Raw genomic sequence first — 16320 nt, forward strand, 5'->3', positions numbered from 1 at the left:
TCCGCGCGCCCGATGGCCAGTCCTGTGCAGGTGTAGGCGAACTAGAGGAGCACGGGGTAGAACCCGGTGAGGAACAGATCGATGACCAGCCCGGACGGGCCGGTGACCAGCATCGGGAAGCTGGGGCTTCCGTCGAGATGGGGGTGGGTGTGGTCCGCGGTCCAGGTCACGATGGTCGGCGCGACGATCAGCACCCAAGCCGTGATGCGTGCAAGAAGCCATGGTCGCCGACCGAGAAAAGGGATGGTGAGCAGGCAGAGCACGCCATAGTAGGAGAGGACGACGGGCACGTCGTGGCAGAAGCCGAGGGCGAAGCCGATCATCGTCATCAGCACGGCCTGCACGGCGAGGTCTGCGCGGACAGAAGCACGGTGCTGCCCCTTCAGGGGCTGACTTCCTCCGGTGGCGAGTGCGAGGCTCATCCCCGCGACCAGTGCGAACGTCACTGCGGGGCAGTCGCCTGCACTCATCGGGCCCAGTGCCGACGGACCGTTACCGGGGGCGGCATGGAATACGTCCGCCGCCATCAAACCGAGCAGGGCGAGCGCTCTGGCCAGGTCCAGACCTGCTGCGCGGGCGGCGTGCGCCGGTGCGACGCCCGCCGCTTCGGGCGTGGGCTCAGGCACTGGCCGCTCGCTCGGTCGGCTGTCGAACCGGACGGACGAGGCCGTGGTCGTTCCGAACCTCGACGGCGGGATTGCCGCTCCAGCAGGCGCCCGGAGGGATCTCCTCTCCCTTCATGACATAGGAATGTGGCTCGATGACGACGTCGTCGCCGATCTTCGCGCCGTAGTTGACCCACGCGCCGGCACCGAGGGTGACGCGGGATCCGATGGTGATGTAGTCGGACTTGAAGGCCCCATCCTCCTGAGAATGGCCCTGGATCCCGGTCAGTTGATTGGCCGTGCAGTCGTCACCGATGCTGACGAGCGAGCGCTCCGTCATCTCGAGGCCGTCGTCGAACAAGCGGCGTCCGATGCGTACGCCGAGCATGCGCCACAGCAGATTCTTGAGCGGGGTCCCGTTGAGGAGTACGTAGTAATCCTGCCAGTTGGCCTTCCAGTACCGTTCGTGTTGTCGGAAGTATCGGTCGTAGATCGAGCAGTATTGTGGTCGCAATCTTCGGAACCGAGGAGTGACGAGGCGTTCGGTGAGCGTCCAGACCACAATTGTCCACAGCGGGTAGAACAGTCCGGACAACACGAGCGCCGCCGACGGGCTCCACTCTGTGTAGCCCTCTGAGACGGCTCCGGTGATCACCAGCGTGGAGAGGAGGAAGAACCATCGTAGGAACAGGAAGAGCACCATCGTGACGATGTTGTGTCTGTTCTTGGCGCGGAGGCGACGGCGCTGTATGCCCCGTCCGAGGCGCTGTGCCTTGTCTCGCTCCACGGTCCGCGGGATGGGGAAGGTCGGAGAGCCCAGGAGCCCGGTTCTCTCCCGCAACGGGCCCTCGATGGGGACCATGGCCTTCGACGCCAGAAGGCAGTTGTCGCCCACCCGGCTCTGAGCGGGATAGTAGATGCTGTTCCCCAGAAAGCTGTGCGCCCCGATCCTGGTCGCCGAGAGGCGGAAAGAGGTGTGGGAGAAGTCGGCGTTGAGGATCGCCAGCCCGTCAGCCACCATCGTTCCGCTCCCGATCGTGACCAGAAACGGGTTCTCGTGTTTGGTCTTCTGGCCGAAGTTGGAGCCGGTCTGCACCACGGAGGAGAGATCGTAGCCTATCCAGCGCAGATAGTGGACGATGTAGGAGCTGTCACCGAAGAGGTCCCCCATGAAGCGGTTGTTGCTCAGCCGTGCGATTGTTCTGTGTATGCTGTAGTGGAATCCATACAAAGGGTAATCGGCGTCCGGCCTGATCATGCCGTTGAGCAGTCGGGGAATCACGCCGGCGGTCAGTAGGCTCAGAACAACAGCTGCCCAGACGTCGCGTTCTACACCCGGACCCTGCCCGTCTGGGGTACTGTCGTCATCCCATCGCTCCTGTTCTCGAGATTGGCGGCCGCGTTTGCGGCGGGAGATGCAGCCTGACCCACAGCGGTCGTCGTAGCTCGAGGTAGCGACATTGCGTCCACGACCGGCTCCACGCCACGCACGGCCCGTTCCCGCTCACTCACGGGCTGGAACTCATGCGTCGACGTGCTCGGGATCCCTCAGCCTGGTTCGCGTCTGCCCGACCCCTCGTCGGCTGTGCGGACCAGTCGACCAGCACAGGGGTCTCACGGTGTAGGGAGATTCCTACTCGGCACCATGCATTATCTGTTTCCCGGTCACTGGAGCGGCCCGGAGTCAAGGTGTTCACGCCGCCAGCCGGCCGGCGTGATCCCGTACTGCCGCCGGAACGCCCGTTCGAACGTACTGAGGTCGAGGAACCCGACGGCAGCCGCGATCCTCGATATCGCGAACCTGGCGTACCTCGGCTCGGACAGCATCGCTCGTGCCGTGAGCAGTCGCTGCTGGCGAAGGTAGGCACCGGGTGTGGTCCCCATCCGTTCGAACAAGGTGTACACACGACTGACTGACACGTGGTGCCGCCGCGCCAGCTCCTCGACCCGCAGGTGCGGGTCGCTCAGGTGGTCGCGAACGTGCATCCGCATCATGTCGAGCAGCACACTCGCGGAGGCCTCCCCACCTGGCACAGAGGGTGCGACATTCCGCAGCGTCATCGCGAGCAGATCGATCGCGGCCCGCCCGGCGTCCAGCCGCTGCGACGCCGTGAGATCCTCGGCAACCTCCCACAGCCGCCCGAGATAGCCGGACAGCAGCTGCATGGCCGGCGTCGTCGGATCCACGCGGCGCGCACACGCCTCGGTGATCTCATCGGTGCGAAGCGGGAGCATCTCGCGGAAGAAGTGCATGGACAAGACCCGGCTACCGGTGGGCGTGACCAGCTCCCACGGGCTCCGTGTCTCACTCATCACTCCCGAGAAAGTCGCGACCTCGGCGAAGCGGTCGTGCTGGTGAACATGAGCGTTGCCGCCGAGGTACAGGCAGAAGAGGATCAGATGGTCCGTCGACGTCTTCGCGATCATTCGATCGGTCCGGGCCGCCTGCATCGGCCCTCCCCAGTGTGCCCTGGTGAGCAGGACGGTTTCATCCAGCTCCTGCAACTCCACCCGACCACGAAAGTCAGGATGCGTCCGCGCGATTACCGGGAAGAAACACTCCCGGACGGACTGCTCATACTCCTCGCCGGAGAACTCGTGGATTTGCACGGTCCGAGGCTAGGGAAATCGGGCCCGCACTCGCTGTTTTTCTGAGTACTTTACCGGTTGGTTACTCGGCTGGGCTGTCCGCGGGAACTCGCGTTTCTTTGGTAGCTCACCCGGGTGGTGATCGTGTTGGCAGGCCGGATTCGGCCAGGCCGACGATGATTCCTTGGCTGCGCAACGCTGTGATCGCGTTGGTCACGGTCAGCGGAGCCACGACGGACATGCGGGGACGGTGGCTGTCTATTCAGCTCGGTTCAGGTCGGGTGGGGCGACAAAGGCGCGCCCCCGATGATACGAGGGAGTGAAACATGTACCTACAGGTACGGCGGATCTCCGCCGCCGCCGGACCCGCCGTCCGTCGAGAGTCTGCGGATCGCGGCGAGGCGGCCGGCCGGGGTCAGAACGGGACCGGCCGGTGGCCCGTGTGGTTCGTCCGGGCCCGGCCTCACGGGTCGGGCGCGAGCGTCCCGTCCGCCGCGATGTGGCTGAAGATCTGCTCGATCATGGCGAGGACGTGAGGGTCGTCCACCGCGTAGTACGTGTGCCTGCCCTCGCGGCGTGCCGAGATGACCCCGGCGAGCCGCAGCTTGCCGAGGTGCTGGCTGGTGGTGGCGATGCTCAGCCCGACCCGGCCTGCCAGGGTGCCCACATCGAACGTCTCGTGCGCCATCAGCCATGCCAGGTGCAGGCGCGCCGGACTGCTGAGCAGGGCGAATGTCGCCGCGGCCGACCGCAGCTGTGGCTGGGTCGGTTCCAGGGCGTGGCTCGAAGGCCCTGGAGCGCTCGCCGCGGGCAGGTTCGCCATGGAGGAATCCTCCCGCCCCGGCGCCGTCGCCGCCAGCCGCCTCCTCATTCGTCAGTTGCGCAATCGACGAAACGTATGTAAGGGTATGCGCACTGAAGGGGAGTAGTCCGGCAGACCTGATCGTCGACATGCTGAGGACCCCGTGGTCCTCCGGCGACAGGGCCCGCGAGTAGCGGGTGGACGAGACCTTCGGCCAGTCGAGTCGTCTGGCCGGAGTGTCCCCCGAGGCCCTCCGGCACGGCGACGCGCCGTCCTGGAAGGTCGTCATGGTCTACAAGTTGGTGCGCCCCTTCGCGCTCTGCCTGCTGCTCACGCTCCCCGCCCTGGTGGTGCGCCTCGGTGGTATGGAGCTACCACCGGCGCTCGGGTTGGCGGTGTTCGGCGCCGCCGTGGTGGCGGCATCGTTCCTCCTGGCCTGGGGCGCCGAAGCCGCGCGTATGGACATCTCGGGTGCCCTGGCGATCGCGGTGCTGGCCGTGATCGCCGTGCTGCCGGAGTACGCAGTGGATCTCTACTTCGCCTATACCGCCGGCAGCGACCCGAGCTACGTGGCATACGCGGCCGCGAACATGACCGGATCGAACCGCCTGTTGCTCGGGTTGGGCTGGTCGGTCGTGGTGGTCATCGCTCTGTTCGTGGCCTCGCGCCGCTCGGGTCGTAAGGTCCGCGAGCTCGTCCTGGCGCCCGGGCACCGCGTCGAGCTGGGCTTTCTCGCCATCGCGTCGGTCGTGGCGTTCATCGTCCCGCTCTCCGGGCAGATCCACCTCGTCATGGGCTTCGCGCTGCTCGGGCTGTTCGCGTTCTACCTCTGGAAGGTCTCCCGGGCGGAGGCCGAGGAGCCGGAGCTCGTCGGGCCGGCCGCCAGGGTCGGGGCGCTGCCGACGCGGGTGCGGCGGCCGCTGGTGCTCGGGTTGTTCCTCTTCGCCGCCACGGTCATCCTCGCCTCGGCCGAACCGTTCGCGCACTCACTGATCGGGACCGGCGCCGAGTTCGGTGTCGATGAGTTCCTGCTGGTGCAGTGGCTGGCCCCGCTGGCGTCCGAGGCGCCGGAGTTCATCGTGGCGATCCTCTTCGCGGTGCACGGCCGAGGCACCGACGCGATCGGCACGCTGATCTCGAGCAAGATCAACCAGTGGACGCTCCTCGTCGGGAGCCTGCCCATCGCCTACCTGCTCGGCGGCGGTCCCACCGCACTCGTACTGGACAGCCGCCAGATCGAGGAGTTCCTGCTCACCGCGACGCAGACGCTGCTCGGCGTCGCCGCGTTGCTGGCGCTGCGGTTCCCCCGCTGGCTGGCCTTCACGCTGCTCGGCCTGTTCGCGTTGCAGTTCGTCTTTCCGGGTCAGCAGGCGCGCTACGTCCTCTGCGCCGTCTACGCGGTGCTGGCGGCGGCCGCACTCGTCCGCAACCGGCGCCACATCCTGTCCACGCTCGCCGCGCCCTTCCGGAGAGGCGAAACGACAGCGGCGCGCGACGTCGAGCAGCTCACGCGGTGACCTGACGGTGGAGGCGGGTCAGCTGAAGGCGCCGGCCGCCGCGGACGCCACCGTCACGTCCTCGTCCACGGTGCCGGCGCTCACGCCCACTGCGCCGACGAGCTCGCCACCGCGGTACAGGGGGATGCCGCCGCCGAACGTCACCATGCCGCCCGCTGTCTGCTCCAGCCCGTAGAGCTCGGCCCCCGGTTGCACCAAGGGGGTCAGCTCATCGGTCGGGCGGTTCATCAGAATGGCGGTGAGCGCCTTGCGCTGTGAGATGTCGATGCTCGCACGGATGGCGCCGTCCTGGCGTCCGAATGCCAGCAGGTGGCCGCCTCCATCCACCACCGCGACATTCATCGGTTGTCCGATTTCGTCGGCCTTCTTGAGTCCGGCTTCGAGGACTTTCTGGGCGTCGGCGAACGTCAGCACACTCATGATCGGTTCGTCCTTTCATGGTCGTTCCCGGTATCGAACCCGGCTGGGTGCGGGAGCCTGGGATTCGAACCCAACCTCAATCGCGTCCGAAGCGATAGGCCCGCGATCAGCGAGCCCTGTCCCGTCCTCACCCAGAGGTGAGGTGCAGCCGGGTGTTTCGCGGTCATCCGTTCTTGCTCGGCACGCCGCCGACCGCATGCTTGCAGGTCGTCGTCGGCGGGTTGTAAGCCTGCCGCACTTGACCTGCGAGACAACGAAGGCGCAACGTGTTTCCCGGTGACGGTCGGGGCATCGGGGCCGCCGCTCCGGCCAGTGATGAGAGGTGATCGCGTGGAAATCCCCGCGAAACTCCAGAAAAGCGACTATCCGCTGTCGATGAACCGCCCGGAGCTGATCCGGACGCCGACCGGCAAGCCGCTTGCCGAGGTGACGATGGCGGCGGTCGTCGCGGGCGATCTCACCAATGAGGATCTCCGGATCAGCGCGGAGACGCTACAGCTCCAAGGTGAGATCTCCGACGCCGCCGGCCGGCCGCAGCTGGCGAACAACATGCGCCGGGCCGCCGAGATGACGGCGATTCCGGACGCCGAGGTTCTGGAGATCTACAACGCGCTGCGTCCGCGCGCATCGAGCCGGGAGCGGCTCGATGCGATCGCCGACCGGCTCGAGTCGCACTATTCGGCGCCCGTCAACGCGGCGCTGGTCCGCGAGGCGGCGCAGGTCTACGCGGCGCGCAACCTGCTCGCCCGTGAGGAGGACTGACGATGACGGCCACCGCTCCGAAGCCCACGGCCACGAAGGTCTCCAAGCGGACCGAGATGCTGGAGAGCCGTCCGGTCAACCTGGACGGGTTCGTCGAGGAATGGCCCGAGAAGGGCCTCGTGGCGATGGAGAGCGAGTTCGACCCGGAGCCGAGCATCCGGGTCGAGGACGGCGTCATCGTCGAGCTCGACGGCAAGGCCCGCGCCGACTTCGACTTCATGGACACCTTCATCGCGAACCACTCGATCGACGTGGCCTCGGCGGTCGAGGCCAACGCCATCCCGTCCGACGAGATCGCCCGGATGCTGCTCGACCCCAGGGTGAGCCGGGCGGCCGTGCTCGAGGTGACGCGTGGCCTGACCCCGGCGAAGCTGCTCGAGGTCGTCAAGCTGATGAACGTCGTCGAGATCATGATGGCGATGCAGAAGATGCGCTCCCGGCGCACGCCCGCGAACCAGGCGCACTCCACCAGCGCGCGGGACAACCCGATCCAGGTCGCCGCGGATGCCGCCGAGGCCGCGCTGCGCGGCTTCGCCGAGCTGGAGACCACCCTCGGCGTGGTGCGCTACGCGCCGCTGGTCGCGATCGCGCTGCAGATCGGGGCCCAGACCGGGCGCGGTGGCGTGATCACCCAGTGCGCGCTGGAGGAGGCCACCGAGCTGGAGCTGGGGATGCGCGGCATCACCGGCTACGCCGAGACGATCTCCGTGTACGGCACCGAGTCGGTGTTCGTCGACGGTGACGACACGCCGTGGTCGAAGGCGTTCCTCGCCTCGGCGTACGCCTCGCGCGGGATCAAGATGCGCTTCACCTCGGGCACCGGCTCCGAGGTGCAGATGGGCAACGCCGAGGGCAAGTCCATGCTGTACCTGGAGATCCGCTGCATCCTGATGGCCAAGGGCGCGGGCGTGCAGGGCCTGCAGAACGGCTCGATCAGCTGCATCGGAGTGCCGGGCGCGGTGCCCGGCGGCATCCGTGCGGTGGCGGCCGAGAATCTGATCGCCTGCATGGTCGACCTGGAGTGCGCGGCAGGCAACGACCAGTCGTTCTCGCACTCGGCGATGCGCCGTACCAGCCGGCTGATGCCACAGATGATGGCCGGCCAGGATCTGATCTGCTCGGGCTTCTCCGGGGTGCCGAACTCGGACAACATGTTCGCCGGGTCGAACCTCGACGTCGAGGACTACGACGACTGGAACACCATCCAGCGCGACCTGCAGATCGACGGCGGCCTCCGCCACGTCCGCGAGGACGAGATCCTGCAGGTCCGCAACAAGGCGGCCAGGGCCCTTCAGGCCGTGTTCGCCGAGCTCGACCTGCCCCGGATCACCGACGACGAGGTGGAGGCCGGGACCTACGCGAACTCCAGCGCCGACTACCCGTTCCGGGACGTCCTGGAGGACCTCAAGGGCGCCCAGTCGGTGATGGACCGCGGGATCACGGGTCTGGACCTGGTGCGGATCCTCGAACGCACCGGTTTCGCGGACGTGGCCGACAGCTACCTGCAGGTGCTGCGCCAGCGCGTCTCGGGGGATCTGCTGCAGACCGCCGCGATCCTGACCCCGGACTTCGTGCCGCTCTCGGCGATCAATGACGCGAACGACTATGCCGGCCCGGGCACGGGATACCGGCTCGGCGGGCAACGGTGGGAAGAGTTGAAGAGGTTGCGCCACGTCACCAGCGCGAGCAACCCGGAGACGGAGGTCTCGTGAGTACCCCCTCGGCCACTCGTACCTTGTCCCTTCGTGAGATCGGGCAGGCCCAGCGTGGCACCCGGGAGGACGAGGTCGTGATCGCGGTGTCACCGGCCTTCGCCTCGACGTTCACCAAGACCATCGTCGACGTCCCGCACGCGGAAGTGCTGCGCCAGCTGCTGGCTGGCGTCGAGGAGCAGGGCATGCACGCCCGGGTCATCCGGGTGTGGGACACCGCGGACCTCGCCGCGATCTCGCACCTCGGAGCGCGGTTGTCCGGTTCTGGTATCGCGGTGGGCATCCTGTCCCGCGGCACGACCATGATCCATCAGAAGGATCTGGCGCGCCTGTCCAACCTCGAGCTGTTCCCGCAGTCCCCGCTGCTCGACGCCGAGGTGTTCCGGCGGATCGGCAGCAATGCGGCGCAGTACGCCAAGGGTGAGTCGCCGGAGCCGGTGCCGACGCGCAACGACCAGATGGCCCGCCCCCGGTGGCAGGCCAAGGCGGCTTTGCTGCACCTGAAGGAGTTCGACTGCATCGTGCCCGACCGCAAACCGGTCGAGGTCGAGCCGGCGTTCGAGCTGAGCAACACAGGTTGAGCCGCGCTGACCAGGAAGGGAGTGGGGCGGTGCGGCTCGTCGTCGGCGTGGACATCGGCAACTCCACCACCGAGGCGTGCGTCGCGGACGTCGACGAGGCCGGTGACGTGACGTACCTCGGCACCGCTCTGACCCACACCACCGGGGTCAAGGGCACGCCGGACAACACCGACGGAGCCGTGTCTGCGGTACGCCGGGCCCTGGAGCGGGCGCGCCGCGACCCCGCGGACCTCGACACCGTGCTGCTCAACGAGGCCACTCCCGTGATCAGCGGACTCGCCACGGAGACGATCACCGAAACGATCATCACCGAGTCCACGATGATCGGGCACAACCCGACGACCCCGGGCGGGGAGGGTCTCGGGGTCGGGACCACGGTTGCGATCAGCGAGCTGAGCGGTGCCGCCCACGACGGGCCACTGGTCGTCGTGGTGCCGTTCGGGTGGGACTTCGACGACATCGCCGCCACGCTCAACACCGCGATCAGCTCCGGTGCCGAGATCGTGGCAGCGGTCCTCGGCCACGACGACGCGGTGCTCGTGGCCAACCGGCTGGAACGACGGATCCCGATCGTCGACGAGGTGGCCGCGGTGGACCGGGTCCCGCTCGGGATGCTCGCCGCAGTCGAGGTGGCCGCGCCCGGCCAGACCATCCGCACGCTGTCGAACTCCTACGGGCTCGCCACCGTCTTCGAGCTCGACCCGGACCAGACGCGCAAGGTCGCGCCGGTGGCACGCGCGTTGACCGGCAACCGGTCGGCCGTGGTGGTGCGCACACCCAGCGGTGACGTCACCGACCGGCGGATCCCGGTCGGGCTGCTCGAGCTGACCGGAGCGGGCAAGACCCTGCGGGTGGACCTCGACGCCGGTGCCGAGCAGATCATGGCCGAGTTGGCGCGCGTGCAGCCGCTCGAGGATGCGACGGGCGAGCCCGGCACGCATGTCGGCGGGATGCTCGCGCAGGTCCGCGACACGATGACCGACGTGACCGGGCAGCCGGCGTCCGAGGTCCGGATCGGGGACGTCCTCGCCGTCGACACCTTCGTGCCCGCCGAGGTGCGGGGCGGGCTGGCCGGTGAGATCGCGCTGGAGAACGCCGTCGCCCTTGCGGCGATGGTGAGCACCAGCGGTAGCCGCATGCAGGTGGTCGCCGACGACGTGGCTGCCGCGCTGGGCTGCGCGGCCCGCATCGGAGGAGTCGAGGGCGAGATGGCGGTGCGCGGTGCCCTCACCACGCCCGGGGTCGACAAGCCTGTCGTGGTGCTCGACATGGGCGGCGGCTCCACGGACGCGGCCCTGCTCACGCGCGATGGAACGGTCGGCGCGGTCCACGTCGCAGGGGCGGGGGAGCTGGTCACCAGGCTGATCGACTCCGAGCTGGCATTGGACAACCGGGAGGTCGCGGAGTCGGTCAAGTGGTTCCCGCTCGGGAAGGTGGAGAGCTTCTTCCACATCCGCCACGAGGACGGCACGGTGCAGTTCTTCACCACGCCGCTGCCCCCGACGGTGTTCGCCCGGGTCGTGGCGATGACGCCCGAAGGCCCCGTGCCGATCGCCACCCGGCACTCGGTGGATCACGTGCGGCGGGTGCGGCGCGAGGCCAAACGGCGTGTGTTCGTGGTGAACGCGTTGCGGGCGCTGCGGCAGATCGCCCCGCAGGGGAACCTGCGGATGCTCGAGTTCGTGGTGCTGCTCGGCGGCTCGGCGCTGGACTTCGAGATCCCGGACATGATCGCCGACGCGCTCGCCGGGCACGGGATCGTCTGCGGCACGGGCAACGTGCACGGGACGGAAGGCCCCCGCAACGCCGTGGCGTCGGGGCTCGTCGACGCGTTCGCGACCGAGGTCACCGGTGCCTCCTCGGCGGGCGCGGTGAGGGAGAGCAGGGCGTCATGAAGTGCAGCGGGCCCCCGTCAGGCGTCACGGAGAACGTGGAGATCCCTGCGGTCATCGTGCTCCGGCCGACCGAGGCCGGGGCGCAGGTGCTGCGCGAGGTGTGTGCGGGCATCGAGGAGGAAGGCGTGCCGACGCGGGTGGTCGTGCCCTCCGGCGACAGCGACACCGACAGCGAGACCGTGGTGCTGGCGCACGAGGCCGCTCAGGCGTCGCGGCTGGATGTCGGCGTCGCGCTCGGCGTGGAGGCTGTGGTGGTGCACCACGCGAAGCTGCCGGAGCGCTCACCGGCACAGGTGGTGCCTGCCGAGGCCGGCACCACGGGCTGGCGCGGCGCGGGACGCTCGGCGGCGAGAATTGTGAAGGGTCTGCCCTACGGCGAGGCCTGAACGTCGGAACCGTGAATCGGGCGCCGGGACGGCGTCGCCGATCCGCTCTTGTATATCCCTGGTGTACATCCCCAGGGATACGGCCAGGGACCGTACACGGACGCGATCGGAGCGCTGCCCCACAACGATGGGTACGTGCTCTCGAGACGGAGGATGCCCCGTGGCTGTGGGGCGGACCTCGGGCGATGCTCCGTTGCCGCACCTGGCGACGAGCGCTGGTGGTGACCACTCTGCCCGACTGTCAGGAATCGACAGAGGCGTTCGTCCGGGGCCTCTACGACGACGCGTTCCGCCCACTCCTCCGCTTCGTGTTGCTGTTGACCGGTAACCGCGAGCGGGCCGAAGAGGTCGTTCAGGAGACAATCGTACGGGCCTGGCGACAACACGCCACGGGGTTCGAAACCGATAGACCGCACGGCTGGCTGTACACCGTCGCCCGCAACCTCGTGACCGACCTGCGCCGCCACGACGCAGTACGCCCCGTGATCGTGCACGACGAGGTCGCTCTGAAAAGGGCACCCGAATCCGACCATTTCGACAAGGCGGTGCACCGCCGGGTCGTCGCCGACGCCCTCAACCAGCTGAGGCCCAAACATCGTGACGTCCTGATCGCGATCTACTACCAGGACTGCTCCCTGGCCGAAGCCGCCGACCGGCTCGACATCCCGATCGGGACCGTGAAATCACGCAGCTACCACGCTCTGCGGGAGTTGCGGGTGATACTCGAGAAATCAGGAGCGCTGTGACTCGGGTGGCTCCGACGTATAGCCCTCTGGGCTAGACGCGGCGGGCTCGGAGTCGGGCGGCGAGGAAGCGCCTGGCATGTGCGTGGGCTTCCCTGCGGGCATCCGCGTAGTACGCCGTGGGGTCGCGCAGGATGCGGGCGAGCCGCCGCCGTTGCGTCTCGTCGCCGTTTCCGTTGCCGTTGCAGCTGATCCCCTCGTCCACGTACCCAGGATAGCCCTGCAATCAGGCGGCGAGGGCGATCGCGAGCAGCCGGGCGAAGACCCGGACCGCGGCGACGTCGGCCTCGGTGAGATCGCCGACGTGGAGTCCGTCGATCGTGAGGACACCGAACTCGCGTTCCTCCGTGGCGACAGGCACCGCGATGAACGTGCGGTAGTCGTGGCCCCCGGGTTGCCAGCCCGAGGGCGGACGCGCCCTGGCGTCCTGGCAGAACAGGTCCTCGCGCTGCCTGAGCAGCTGGAATGCCTGGTCGCCGAGCGGAGTGCCCGCGACGAACGTGGTGCGCGGAGCCGAGGCGCGGCCGTGGAACCCGGCCGGAACGAGCCGGGGCGGGTGGTCCTCGACGAGGGCGAAGTAGCAGGCACGCAGGCGGTCACTGCCGAGCACCTCGGCGGCCGCCGCGAGGACGACCGCCTTCGCCTGGCCCTGCAGCTCGAGCAACTCGCGGCCGCGGGTCCAGCGTGGGCGGTCGGTGATCCTGCCGATGAGGTAGGTGAGGGGGTCGAGGGCATCGTCCAGGACCAGCTGCATCCGCGCGGCGGCGTCCTCGGCGATCTGTACGGCTGTGGCGGCGCGGACGCGGGCCCGCCGCTCCGCCCACAGCGGCAGGCCGACGGCCAGCGCGGTGAGGGCGGCCCCAGCTCCGGCGGTGACTCCGAACGACCAGCCGGAGAGGCCGTTGAGCACGGCACCGATCACCCACGCTGCCGTCGCCGCGCTGACGGCCAGGGGCCGGGCCACCTTGCCGACCCGTTCGGAGATCACGCCCATCGTGATCGCAGCGTATCCAGCAGGACCGACCGTGAGCGGAGAACCGTGGCCGAGCGCACCGCCCGGCTTACCGTGATCGGTCGATCAGGCTTGCTCGGTCGTCGGGGTGGTCGACAGCTCGGGCATCACCTCGGCGGCCAGGCGTTCCATCTGCTCCGCGTCGTCGAAGAGCGGGTTCAGGTGGATCAGCTCGGCGCCGGCCTCGGCCACCTCGCGCAGACCCCGGACGCAGTCGGCCGGTGGCCCCCACACGGCCGTGGAGACGAGGTCGTTGCGTCCGGCGTGGGAATAGAGCTGGCCCAGCGCATCGGAGAGACGTGCCTGGGCGCGGGCCGCGTCGTCGTCGACCGCGATGTACACGCGTTTGGCGATCGGGAAACCGGCGCTGTCGCGACCCATGTCGGTCAACGCCCCGCGTACGACCTTCACCTGGTCGGCGAACTGTGCCGTAGTGGACGAGCCGGCGCCGAAGAAGCCGTCACCGAGCCGGACCGCCCGGCGCAGCGCGTCCGGATGCGCGGCTCCGAACCAGATCGGCGGATGCGGCTTCTGGAGCGGTTTGGGCTCCATCGTGGCGCCATCCGCCTGGTAGAAGCGCCCGGAGAAGCTGACGCGGGGCTCGGTCCACAGCTCCTTCATCAGGCGCAGGCCCTCGGTGAACCGGGTGACCAGCCCCTCCGGATCCACGCCGAACGTGGCGAAGCTCCGGTGGCGCCCACCGGTGCCGACGCCCACCTCGATGCGCCCGCCGCTGAGCTGGTCGAGCGAACTCAGGCTCTTGGCCAGCTGAACCGGGTTGTGCAGCGGCGTGACGAACACCGCGCACCCCAGCCGGAGCCGCTGCGTGCACGCGGCCGCGTAGGTCATCGTCTCGATGGCGCTCAGGCGGGGCGCGGACCCCAGGACCTGCTCCTGCGTCCAGGCGCTGTCGAACCCGAGCTCCTCCACCCGCGCGAGGTGGGCCTGCAGCGCACCCGTGTCGTATTTTCCGCCGTGAACGGTCTGTGGGATGGATATCGCGAATCGCACCTCTGCAGCGTAGTTACCGGACGAGCCACGGTTCGGAATCGGGCGAATGCCCTGAGGGAGGAAATGGACTCGCGTGACATATGGCTGCCTCTGCCCGGCTCAGGAGCTGCGGTTCTCTCCTTCGAGGCGACGTAGCCGGAGCGCGAGCGTGGGGCACGCGCTCGCCGCGGCCCGCGCCTGCGCCCGGAGCGTTGGAGGCACCTCGCGCGATGCGAGATGCGGGTAGCCCCATTCGTCGAGCAGGACCTGCTCGGGGAGGAGCTCGGCGCAGAGTCCGTGGCCGCGGCACATGATGGGATCCACCTCGAGGCCGAGCCGCGTGTCGTCCCTCATCGCTCTCCCTCGGAACGACCGGCCGGATCGGGCACGGGCATCCACGGTGCGGCGTCCACCCACGGGCACGTGCGGCCGGCGACGTGGTCGGCGATGTCGTCGGCGAAAACGCGCAGAGCCGCGGCGGCGAACCGGGTGGTGGCGTCAGGATGCGCGCACGCGCCGCGGCCCTCGATCATCCCCAGCCGGTTGTGCAGGCGGTCGAGCGCGGCCCCCGACGGATCGGCACCTCGAACGAGGTCGTCCATGTCGTCGGCGATCGCCGGCAGTCCGAACATGCACGGCCCGCACTGCCCGGCCGACTCCACCGCGAGGTAACGCAGGGTGCGGGCGGTCTCGGCGATGCCACAGGCGTGTTGCGGCAGAGCGACGAGCGCCGCTGTGCCCATCACCGTTCCTGCTGCCCGGCAGTCCTCGTGCGCGAGCGGCAGCGCTCGTGCCTGCCGGATCGACACCCAGCTGCCGCCCAGGCCGCCGATCTGCACCGCCTGCAACGGCTCGGACTCACCTCCGGCCTCTGCCAGCACCGCGCCGACGGGCGTGCCGAGCTCGACCTCGTACACACCGGGTCTGCGCACGGCGCCTCCCAGCGTGACGAGGGTGGTGCCCGGAGACTGCGCCGTACCCGCCGCCCGGAACCAGCGCGCGCCGAAGCGGGTGATCAGTGCCAGGTGAGCCAGTGTCTCGACGTTGTCGACCAGCGTCGGACGACCACCGACCCCGCGCTCCGCCGGACGGGGCGGGGTGACGGTGGGCCGGGCGTCGCCGCTGTTCAGGAAGTTGACCAGGGCGGACTCCTCGCCGGCCACGTAGCGGCGCGGCACCTCCACCGCGCGGATCGTGACGTTCTCGTCGCGCCGTGCGTCGAGGGCCGCGTGCATCGAGCGGGCGTGTGCGTGTCCTTCGCCCACACAGATGGCCGCCTCATCCGCGCCGACGGCGTGGCAGGCGAGCAGGACACCGTCGATGACCAGGTGGGGGGCGAACTCGAGCAGCTTCGCGTCCTTTGCGGTGGCAGGGTCGCCGTCGCAGCCGTTCGCGACCACGATCGGCCTGCCCCGGCCGGCCGCGACCGTCCTCAGCTTGCGGCTCATCGGGAAGCCCGCCCCGCCTCGGCCGCGCAGCCCGGATCGGTCGACCGCATCGATCAGCTCCGCCGGCCCATCGGTGCGGACCGGGAGCGGGCCGTAGCGGGCGAGATGGTCGGCCAACGCGGCAGGGGAGCCGCTCCCGGCCGAGCCGGCCAGCAGCCGCACGCTCCCGCTCGGCGGATCCGGGAGGGGCACGGACGTAGGTGCGGTCACCGCTGACCTGCCTTTGCGGCCCGCCGCGCGTCACGGTCGGCATCGACGGTCAGGCATCGCCGCGTGATCGCCGCCGCGACCGCCACCGCACACCCGAGGTAGACGGCCATCACCCAGCCGAGCCTCCTGTCGGTCGCGCCGAGACCCAGCCCGTGCGCGAGCGCGAGCGGCCAGCTCGCGTACGCCACCACGTGCACGGCGCGCCACGAGCGGAAGCCGATCCTGAGCCGCAGCATGCTGGTGACGATCGCGGCGAGCAGCAGTTCGAGTGCCACGGTTCCCATCCCGAGCCAGATCGGATGGGGGGCGGTGGAGTAGGGCACCACGGCGACGGGCCAGGAGAGCCCGGAGCGGGGTTTGCCGATGGCGACGACGATGTGCACGACGAGGAAGGCGACCGCCAGCAGCGACACGTTGCGGTGCACGGCGTGCACCGCGAACCGGGGCCAGTTCGCACTCGACACTCGTCCGGAATGCAGGGTGCCGAGCACCACCGTGGCCGTCAGCAGGAGCATCGCGACGAGCCCCATGGCGTGACCGGCGGCCGTGAACCCGTCCTCGACGGCGTCCGCGACCGTCGGGCGTGTGCCGGTGGCGCCGGACCAGGGGGGAGCCGAGATGTCCACGTTCATCGGGGAGAAGTCCTCG

General features: G+C 69.1%; 18 protein-coding genes. 7 read left to right on the forward strand and 11 right to left on the reverse strand.

The window, feature by feature from the left end:
* Positions 1–41: 41 nt before the first annotated feature.
* From ABD743_RS04095 to ABD743_RS04110, 4 genes are all read right to left on the reverse strand, one after another.
* Entirely contained in the window at positions 42–626 is a 585-nt protein-coding gene (locus ABD743_RS04095; protein ID WP_344718997.1) for a hypothetical protein, read from the reverse strand.
* A complete protein-coding gene (locus tag ABD743_RS04100) occupies positions 619–1887 on the reverse strand; it encodes a DapH/DapD/GlmU-related protein (RefSeq protein ID WP_344719000.1) in 1269 nt (422 codons plus the stop codon). Before ABD743_RS04100 ends, ABD743_RS04095 begins: the two co-directional genes overlap by 8 nt.
* 383 nt (positions 1888–2270) lie before the next feature.
* Positions 2271–3215: an AraC family transcriptional regulator gene (locus ABD743_RS04105; protein ID WP_344719002.1), complete on the reverse strand. Its 945-nt coding sequence runs from the start codon at positions 3213–3215 to the stop codon at positions 2271–2273.
* A 442-nt stretch (positions 3216–3657) separates the two neighbouring features.
* On the reverse strand, positions 3658–4017 hold the full coding sequence (locus ABD743_RS04110; RefSeq protein ID WP_344719003.1) for an ArsR/SmtB family transcription factor: 360 nt from the start codon (positions 4015–4017) through the stop codon (positions 3658–3660).
* Positions 4018–4193: 176 nt separating this feature from the next.
* Between ABD743_RS04110 and ABD743_RS04115 the strand changes: the two genes are divergently transcribed.
* Positions 4194–5513: a sodium:proton exchanger gene (locus tag ABD743_RS04115; protein WP_344719004.1), complete on the forward strand. Its 1320-nt coding sequence runs from the start codon at positions 4194–4196 to the stop codon at positions 5511–5513.
* An 18-nt stretch (positions 5514–5531) separates the two neighbouring features.
* Here the strand turns inward: ABD743_RS04115 and ABD743_RS04120 are convergent, their stop codons facing one another.
* Positions 5532–5933 carry a GlcG/HbpS family heme-binding protein gene (locus tag ABD743_RS04120; protein WP_344719005.1) on the reverse strand — a complete coding sequence of 134 codons (402 nt, stop codon included), beginning with the start codon at positions 5931–5933 and terminating at the stop codon, positions 5532–5534.
* 330 nt (positions 5934–6263) lie between these two features.
* Between ABD743_RS04120 and ABD743_RS04125 the strand changes: the two genes are divergently transcribed.
* The 6 genes from ABD743_RS04125 to ABD743_RS04150 all read left to right on the forward strand — a co-directional run bounded on the left by ABD743_RS04125 (position 6264) and on the right by ABD743_RS04150 (position 12015).
* Positions 6264–6695 (forward strand): diol dehydratase small subunit, encoded by a 432-nt coding sequence (locus ABD743_RS04125; protein ID WP_343962121.1) that lies wholly within the window; start codon positions 6264–6266, stop codon positions 6693–6695.
* Positions 6696–6697: 2 nt separating this feature from the next.
* The gene (locus tag ABD743_RS04130; protein WP_344719007.1) at positions 6698–8407 is read left to right on the forward strand and encodes a propanediol/glycerol family dehydratase large subunit; all 1710 of its coding nucleotides are present in this window, start codon (positions 6698–6700) and stop codon (positions 8405–8407) included.
* On the forward strand, positions 8404–8988 hold the full coding sequence (locus tag ABD743_RS04135) for a propanediol/glycerol family dehydratase medium subunit (protein ID WP_241034488.1): 585 nt from the start codon (positions 8404–8406) through the stop codon (positions 8986–8988). Before ABD743_RS04130 ends, ABD743_RS04135 begins: the two co-directional genes overlap by 4 nt.
* A gap of 29 nt (positions 8989–9017) precedes the next feature.
* Positions 9018–10883, forward strand: coding sequence for a diol dehydratase reactivase subunit alpha (locus tag ABD743_RS04140; protein ID WP_344719009.1), 1866 nt, complete (start codon positions 9018–9020; stop codon positions 10881–10883).
* Complete coding sequence (locus ABD743_RS04145; protein ID WP_344719011.1) at positions 10880–11269, forward strand: glycerol dehydratase reactivase beta/small subunit family protein; 390 nt, start codon at positions 10880–10882, stop codon at positions 11267–11269. Before ABD743_RS04140 ends, ABD743_RS04145 begins: the two co-directional genes overlap by 4 nt.
* Before the next feature lie 221 nt (positions 11270–11490).
* Complete coding sequence (locus ABD743_RS04150; RefSeq protein ID WP_344719014.1) at positions 11491–12015, forward strand: sigma-70 family RNA polymerase sigma factor; 525 nt, start codon at positions 11491–11493, stop codon at positions 12013–12015.
* 31 nt (positions 12016–12046) lie between these two features.
* Here ABD743_RS04150 and ABD743_RS04155 read toward each other — a convergent pair whose 3' ends face one another.
* The 6 genes from ABD743_RS04155 to ABD743_RS04180 form a co-directional block, all read right to left on the reverse strand.
* Positions 12047–12217 (reverse strand): hypothetical protein, encoded by a 171-nt coding sequence (locus ABD743_RS04155; protein WP_344719015.1) that lies wholly within the window; start codon positions 12215–12217, stop codon positions 12047–12049.
* Between the two features lie 21 nt (positions 12218–12238).
* Entirely contained in the window at positions 12239–13006 is a 768-nt protein-coding gene (locus ABD743_RS04160; RefSeq protein WP_344719017.1) for a GAF domain-containing protein, read from the reverse strand.
* An 84-nt stretch (positions 13007–13090) separates the two neighbouring features.
* A complete protein-coding gene (locus ABD743_RS04165) occupies positions 13091–14035 on the reverse strand; it encodes an LLM class flavin-dependent oxidoreductase (RefSeq protein ID WP_344719020.1) in 945 nt (314 codons plus the stop codon).
* Between the two features lie 99 nt (positions 14036–14134).
* The gene (locus ABD743_RS04170) at positions 14135–14368 is read right to left on the reverse strand and encodes a ferredoxin (protein WP_344719022.1); all 234 of its coding nucleotides are present in this window, start codon (positions 14366–14368) and stop codon (positions 14135–14137) included.
* Complete coding sequence (locus tag ABD743_RS04175) at positions 14365–15672, reverse strand: NADH-ubiquinone oxidoreductase-F iron-sulfur binding region domain-containing protein (protein ID WP_344719024.1); 1308 nt, start codon at positions 15670–15672, stop codon at positions 14365–14367. Before ABD743_RS04175 ends, ABD743_RS04170 begins: the two co-directional genes overlap by 4 nt.
* Positions 15669–16304, reverse strand: a complete 636-nt coding sequence (locus ABD743_RS04180; protein ID WP_344719026.1) for a ferric reductase-like transmembrane domain-containing protein — start codon at positions 16302–16304, stop codon at positions 15669–15671. The genes ABD743_RS04175 and ABD743_RS04180 overlap by 4 nt, the downstream gene beginning before the upstream one ends.
* Positions 16305–16320: the final 16 nt, after the last annotated feature.

The sequence above is a fragment of the Pseudonocardia yunnanensis genome (assembly GCF_039534065.1).
Lineage (GTDB): Bacteria > Actinomycetota > Actinomycetes > Mycobacteriales > Pseudonocardiaceae > Pseudonocardia > Pseudonocardia yunnanensis.

Coding starts and splice junctions, on each gene's coding strand:
- ABD743_RS04170 (WP_344719022.1), bottom strand. CDS start 14,368: ATGAGGGACGACACGCGGCTCGGCCTCGAGGTGGATCCCATCATGTGC.
- ABD743_RS04160 (WP_344719017.1), bottom strand. CDS start 13,006: ATGGGCGTGATCTCCGAACGGGTCGGCAAGGTGGCCCGGCCCCTGGCC.
- ABD743_RS04130 (WP_344719007.1), top strand. CDS start 6,698: ATGACGGCCACCGCTCCGAAGCCCACGGCCACGAAGGTCTCCAAGCGG.
- ABD743_RS04145 (WP_344719011.1), top strand. CDS start 10,880: ATGAAGTGCAGCGGGCCCCCGTCAGGCGTCACGGAGAACGTGGAGATC.
- ABD743_RS04120 (WP_344719005.1), bottom strand. CDS start 5,933: ATGAGTGTGCTGACGTTCGCCGACGCCCAGAAAGTCCTCGAAGCCGGA.
- ABD743_RS04180 (WP_344719026.1), bottom strand. CDS start 16,304: ATGAACGTGGACATCTCGGCTCCCCCCTGGTCCGGCGCCACCGGCACA.
- ABD743_RS04110 (WP_344719003.1), bottom strand. CDS start 4,017: ATGGCGAACCTGCCCGCGGCGAGCGCTCCAGGGCCTTCGAGCCACGCC.